Origin of the sequence: Pseudodesulfovibrio sp., assembly GCF_028692895.1 — a bacterium.
In the GTDB taxonomy this organism is placed as follows: domain Bacteria; phylum Desulfobacterota; class Desulfovibrionia; order Desulfovibrionales; family Desulfovibrionaceae; genus Pseudodesulfovibrio.
The window spans coordinates 1-6,255 of sequence record NZ_JAQUWN010000116.1 but is presented as its reverse complement, the minus strand read 5'-3'; the positions used below and the strand labels follow the sequence as shown (position 1 = coordinate 6,255).

General features: G+C 63.8%; 3 protein-coding genes and 1 pseudogene. 3 read left to right on the top strand and 1 reads right to left on the bottom strand.

All coding sequences use genetic code 11. The annotated features are described in order from the left end of the window. The first annotated feature begins 1,086 nt into the window (after positions 1 to 1,086). Positions 1,087 to 1,481: pseudogene (locus PHP91_RS16870) on the top strand (GyrI-like domain-containing protein). A gap of 61 nt (positions 1,482 to 1,542) precedes the next feature. On the opposite strand, the gene asnS reads toward PHP91_RS16870, so the two are convergent. After that, positions 1,543 to 2,910 carry an asparagine--tRNA ligase gene (asnS, locus tag PHP91_RS16865; RefSeq protein ID WP_300143564.1) on the bottom strand — a complete coding sequence of 456 codons (1,368 nt, stop codon included), beginning with the start codon at positions 2,908 to 2,910 and terminating at the stop codon, positions 1,543 to 1,545. 154 nt (positions 2,911 to 3,064) lie between these two features. Between asnS and ftsY the strand changes: the two genes are divergently transcribed. Together ftsY and PHP91_RS16855 are read left to right on the top strand one after the other, a co-directional pair. Beyond that, positions 3,065 to 4,489, top strand: coding sequence for a signal recognition particle-docking protein FtsY (ftsY, locus tag PHP91_RS16860; protein ID WP_300143562.1), 1,425 nt, complete (start codon positions 3,065 to 3,067; stop codon positions 4,487 to 4,489). Between the two features lie 27 nt (positions 4,490 to 4,516). Continuing rightward, a complete protein-coding gene (locus PHP91_RS16855; RefSeq protein ID WP_300143558.1) occupies positions 4,517 to 5,998 on the top strand; it encodes a 30S ribosomal protein S1 in 1,482 nt (493 codons plus the stop codon). Positions 5,999 to 6,255 lie beyond the last annotated feature (257 nt).

Here is a 6,255-nt window from a genome sequence, read left to right as displayed (position 1 = left end):
TGATGAACTTGGAGATGATTTGATCACTTTTCACTCTCGTCTTAAACGGGCTGTGATTTGTGATCTATTTGCTCAACTCGCTATTTAATTGTCAAAGACCATTGTCCTTTTCTTCAAAGAACGCCCAGCGTGACGCCGGAAAGTACAATCTAGTTTTTTCTAGAGCGACTGTCAACTCTTTTTTGAAACTTTTTTTTCGTTTCGCCTTGAGCCAACCGTTCAATTTGATTGAGAAAGAACAAGCCGCCGAGCGCGTCCAGTCGGGGTCACCCGTGCGGCGAAAGAGGTTCTAGGTGAAACGCACCAAGAGGTCAAGCGCTTTTTTAAAAAAAATTGCGCTCTCTTTTTGCTTAAGATACAACATGCTGAATTTTAAAGATAATTTATAATACAAAATCACTCTTCCTCCCGCCTTCGTGGGGGTCCGCCCGCCTCCGCAACGCCCTCCGTGCGCCGCATCACCATGACACTCCCTCTTTCTAGCCTCACAATGCACCTCCATGAGCACCCTGAAAAAACGCAAAAACGGTCAAGCGCCGCTTTGTCGGAGGGGCAGCTTCCGCCCGAAACTTGGAGGAGCGCATAAATGATACGACCCGGAACACCCGTCATGAACGGATGATAGACGTTCTTCTCCACAGCCAGGCCAACCAGGGCGACGCCCTGCCCATGGAGTTGCTCGCCCCATGGCGCACCTCTCCCCCACTCACTTCCACCGCATATTCAAGGGTATAATGGGGGAGAACCTGGTCGAGCGCATCCGGCGAATACGACTGGAGCGGTCCGCCCTTCGGCTCGTCTGAGGCGGCGGCAGCGTCACCGACGCCGCCTTCGACGCAGGATGCGTGACCGTCGAGTCCTTCAGCCGCGCCTTCGGCCGGATATTCGGCTGCGCTCCCTCCAGGCACCGGCAAAAGCAATGGGAGGCCCTGACCAAGCGGCTGCCCGGCACCATTCGCTACCAGCCGGACGCTCCACGGAGCGGTCTGGCGTCCCCCCTCCCGAAGGAAAGCAAATGGAAGTTCGTATCGAGGAAGTGCCGCAGGAGAAAGTCATCTTCGTCCGCCACACCAGCCCCTACAACCAGTGCGGATCGGCCTGGGCGACCCTGTGTGCGGCTGGGCGGGCCCCAATGGGCTGTGCCGTCCGGACGCCCGGTACATCGGCATATCCCACGACGATCCGCAGGTGACCCCGCCCGACAAGATCCGCTATGACGCCTGCATCACCATCGCCGAGGACGTGGCGGGGAAAGGACCGATCGACCTGCGGACCATGAAGGCCGGCCCTACGCCATCGTCCGGCACAAGGGGCCCTATTCCGGCCTGGAGCAGGTCCACGCCCAGCTCATGGGCCAATGGCTTCCCGAAAGCGGGCGCGAGTTCGACGACGGCAAGTCCTTATGCGCGGCCGACCTGAATCGTCCGGACTCCACTCCGCCGGACGAACGGCTCACCGACGTCCGCCTGCCGCTGAAATAGAGAAAGGGCCCGGCGCGCATATCCGCGCCGGGCCCTCGCTTATTACTATATATATGCCGGGCTAGAACTCCAGGCTGTTGGGCGTCCTCGGGAACGGCATGACGTCGCGGATGTTGGCCACGCCGGTGACCAGCATGAGCATGCGCTCGAAGCCCATGCCGAACCCGGCGTGGGGCGCGGTGCCGAACCGGCGGGAGTCGAGGTACCACCAGTAGTCGTCCTTGTTCAGCTTCATCTCGTCCATGCGCGCCGTGAGCACGTCGAGCCGCTCCTCGCGCTGGCTGCCGCCGATGATCTCGCCGATGCGCGGCACCAGGCAGTCCATGGCGGCCACGGTTTTGTCGTCGTCGTTGAGGCGCATGTAGAACGGCTTGATGGTCTTGGGATAGTCATAGACATAGACCGGCTTCTTGAACTGCTCCTCGCACAGGAACCGCTCGTGCTCGGTCTGGAGGTCGATGCCCCACTCCACCGGGTAGTCGAACGGGTGCTTGGTCTTCTTCAGGATGTCCACGGCCTCGGTGTAGGACAGCCGGACGAAGGGCTCGTTGAGCAGCGTCTCCAGGGTGGGCATGAGGTCCTTGTCCACCCACTTGGCGAAGAGGTCCACGTCGGCGGCGCAGTGTTCCAGGATGTGGCCCACCAGGCGCTTGATCATCTCCTCGCCCAGCTCCATGTTGTCGGCGAGGTCGGCGAAGGCCATCTCCGGCTCGATCATCCAGAACTCGGCCGCGTGGCGGGGGGTGTTGGAATTCTCGGCCCGGAAGGTCGGGCCGAAGGTGTAGCAGTCGCCGAGCGACAGGGCGAACATCTCCGCGTTGAGCTGCCCGGAGACCGTGAGCTGGGACGGCTTGCCGAAGAAGTCCTCCTCGGGCGGCAGGCTGGAGCCCGCCGGAAGGCTGGTCACGCGGAACATCTCGCCCGCGCCCTCGCAGTCCGAGCCGGTGATGATGGGCGTGTGGATGTAGAAGAAGCCCTTGTCGGCGAAGAACTTGTGCACGGCCTGGGCCAGTTCGGAGCGGATGCGGAACACGGCCCCGTACTTGTTGGTGCGCGGCCGCAGGTGGGCGATGGTGCGCAGGAATTCGTCGGAATGGCGCTTCTTCTGAAGCGGGAAGGTCTCCTGGTCGGCCTCGCCGATGAGCTCGATGGACCGGCCCCGGATCTCCCACTTCTGTCCCTTGCCCGGCGACTCGACCAGCGCGCCCGCGACGGCCACGGACGCGCCCGTGCCCACCCGGGCAAGGACGGCCTCGATCTCCGGAGTATGGTCGACAACGGCCTGGATGTTGCCCAGGCAGGAGCCGTCGTTGAGTTCCACAAAGGAGAAGCCCTTGCTGTCGCGCTTGGTGCGGACCCATCCCTTGACCAGGATATCGTCCATGGGGGAAACCGCGTTCAGCGCCTGCTTTATCTTGGTTCGTTTCATGAAAGCGTCCTTTGAAAAAATATTTTTCCCGCTTTTAGCCGCATTGCCGACCGATGGCAACGGATGGACGGGATCATTTCGTCTATTGCCTCTCGCGGACAGGTGAGCTATGAGAAAACCCCCGTAAGACAACATATCCCGACAAGAGGACCCGATGGGATTCTTTAGCAGACTGAAAAAGGCCTGGCAAAGCCCGGACGAAGTGGCCCGGCAGGCCGTGGAAGAATACCGCAGGGAGCAGGGGCTCCAGGAGGCGGAACAGCCCGCCGCCGAGCCCGAGGCCGAAGCCCCGGCCGCACCGCCCCGCCCCGCTGCAGAACCCGCGCCCCAGGCCGCCGAGGCCGTCGCGCCGCCCGTTTCCGACGCCGCGCCCACGGCCACCGAGGACTGGCAGGCGGACCTGACCCTGGCCCTGCGCCAGGCCGAGCCCCGCCTCTCCCAGTGGCTGAACACCATCGTCGAGGGCGTGGAGGAAAAGGGCCAGGGCCTGTGGGACCGGCTCGCCTTCCTCTTCAAGGCCCTGGGCGCGCCCGAGAACGAGGCGAAAAAGTTCATCGCCGACTTCGCCGCCTGGCTGGACGAGATGGGCTACCAGGCCGTTCCCGAATTCAAGTCGGAGCTCCAGTACCGCCTGGCCCTGGCCCTGGAGCTGGAGGACGAAGAGGACGAGCGCGACCGGCTGTTCCTCAAGCTTTCCGAGGGCATCTCCAAGACCCGCGAGCAGATCACCAAGCGCATCGACGGTCTGCTCTCGGCCCACTCCTCGCTCAACGACGAGTTCTGGGAGGAATTCGAGGAGATCCTCATCATGGCCGACGTGGGCATGGAGGCCGCCACCCAGCTCATGGAGAACCTCAAGGCCCGGGCCCGCAAGGCCGGGACCGACAACCCGGACGACTTCAAGGACCTGCTGCGAGACGAGCTGGAGGACATCTTCAAGGTCCCGCCGCGCATCAAGGCCGTGAACCCGCCCGAGGTGCTGATGATGGTCGGCGTCAACGGCGTGGGCAAAACCACGACCATCGCCAAGCTGGCCTACCGCGCCCGGCTCCAGGGCCGCAAGGTGCTCATCGCGGCGGGAGACACCTTCCGCGCGGCCGCCATCGAGCAGCTCGAGGTCTGGGCCAACCGCGTGGGCGCGGGCTTCTACGCCAAGGCCGAGGGCAGCGACCCGGCGGCCGTGGCCTTCGAAGCCATGGACAAGGCGGTCAGCGAGGGCTACGACCTGCTGCTGCTCGACACCGCCGGACGGCTCCACACCAAGATCAACCTGATGGAGGAGCTGAAAAAGATCGAGCGCGTGGTGGGCAAGAAGCACGAAGGCGCACCACACCGATGCGTCCTGGTCATCGACGCCACCACGGGCCAGAACGCCCTGTCCCAGGCCAAGCTCTTCAACGAAGCGGTGGGCGTGGACGAGATCATCCTGACCAAACTCGACGGCACGGCCAAGGGCGGCGTCGTCGTGGCCGTGACGTTGCAGAACAAGCTGCCGATCACGTTTGTGGGCCTGGGCGAGAAAATGGAAGACCTGCGGCCCTTCAACGGCAAGGACTTTGCCAAGGCCCTGCTCACGTAACCTTATAATAGTAGATGGTAGAACATCGTGTCCGAAGAATTCAAAGACCGTAACGGCATCGAAGAGGGCGAAGCGAGCTTCGCCGAACTGTTTGAACAGTACAGCGACGGCGGAGGCGACGACCTCAACGTGGGCGACAAGGTCTCCGGCAAGGTCATCCAGGTCGGCGAGTCCACGATCTTCGTGGACACCGGCACCAAGCTCGACGGCATCGTCGAAAAGGCCGAGCTCCTGGACGAGGAAGGCAACTGCACCGTGGCCGAGGGCGACGTCGTGGAGTTGTACGTGGTCGGCAGGGACTCCGGCGGCATCAAGCTCTCCCGCGCCCTCTCCGGCGTAGGCGGCCTGGCCATGCTGGAGGAGGCCAAGTCGGGCAACCTGCCCGTCGAAGGGCACGTGGACTCCACCTGCAAGGGCGGGTTCAACGTCACGGTCATGCAGCGCCGGGCCTTCTGCCCCGTGAGCCAGATCGACAACCGCTTCGTCGAGGACGCCGAGGCGTACGTGGGCCAGACCCTGGAATTTCTCATCACCAAGCTGGAGCAGCGCGGCCGCAACATTGTCCTGTCCCGCCGCGACCTGCTGGAGCGCGAGGCCGTGCTGGCGCGCGAGGCCTTCACCGCCGAGACCAAGGAAGGCGACGTTGTGGAGGGCACCGTGACCCGGCTGGCCCCGTTCGGCGCGTTCGTGGAGATCATGCCCGGCGTCGACGGCCTGGTGCACGTCTCCCAGATCTCCTACGCCCGCATCGGCAGCCCGGACGAGGCCGTGACCGTGGGCCAGAAGGTCAAGGCCAAGATCACCCGCGTGGACCACGACGACAAGGGCCGCCTCAAGATTTCGCTGTCCATGAAGGAACTGGCCCAGGACCCGTGGGACACCGTTGCCGCCACCTACGCCGTGGGCGAGGTGGTCACCGGCAAGGTGGTGCGCCTGGCCGATTTCGGGGCCTTCGTGGAGATCGGACCCGGCATCGACGGCCTGGTCCACGTCTCCGAGATGAGCTACACCAAGCGGGTCAACAAGCCCGCCGACTTCGTCAAGGAAGGCCAGGAGGTCGCGGTCAAGATCAAGTCCATCGACCTCGACAGCCGCCGCATCGGCCTGTCCATGAAGGACGCCGAGGGCGACCCGTGGCTCGGCGTGGCCGACAAGTACCAGGCGGGCCAGAAGGTCACCGGCACGGTGGAGAAGATGGAGCAGTTCGGCCTCTTCGTCATGCTGGAGCCCGGCATCACCGGCCTGCTGCCCAAGTCGGTCATCGCCCGCAGCGAAAAGCCCGCCGAATTCGAGAAGCTCCACTCCGGCGACAGCGTGGACCTGGTCATCGGCCAGGTCAAAGCAGCCGAGCGCAAGATCTCGCTTAGCACCGGCTCGGAGCAGGACGACGGCGACTGGAAGGAATACGCTCCGGCCCGCAAGCCGAGAAGCGGCGGCGACAGCGGCTCCGGCTCCGGCATGGGGCTGCTGGGCGCCAAGCTCCAGGAAGCCTTTAAGAACAAGAAATAGCCCGACAACAAAGGCCCGGCCCGACAAGGACCGGGCCTTTTTCATGCTCTTGTCCCCGGCGGACAGGCCCGCCCATCCGGCGCGTGGGCGGGGGGGGAGGACACCTCCCCGAGATTGTGCTACTCGGGGAAAAAACTCCGCCAACCCCGACCCGACGAGGCCCCCATGCGCGCCGCCATCCCCCTGCTCCTCCTCTGCACCGGCTTCGCCACGTTCATGGGTCGTCTCGACACCAACATCGTGGGCATCGCCCTGCC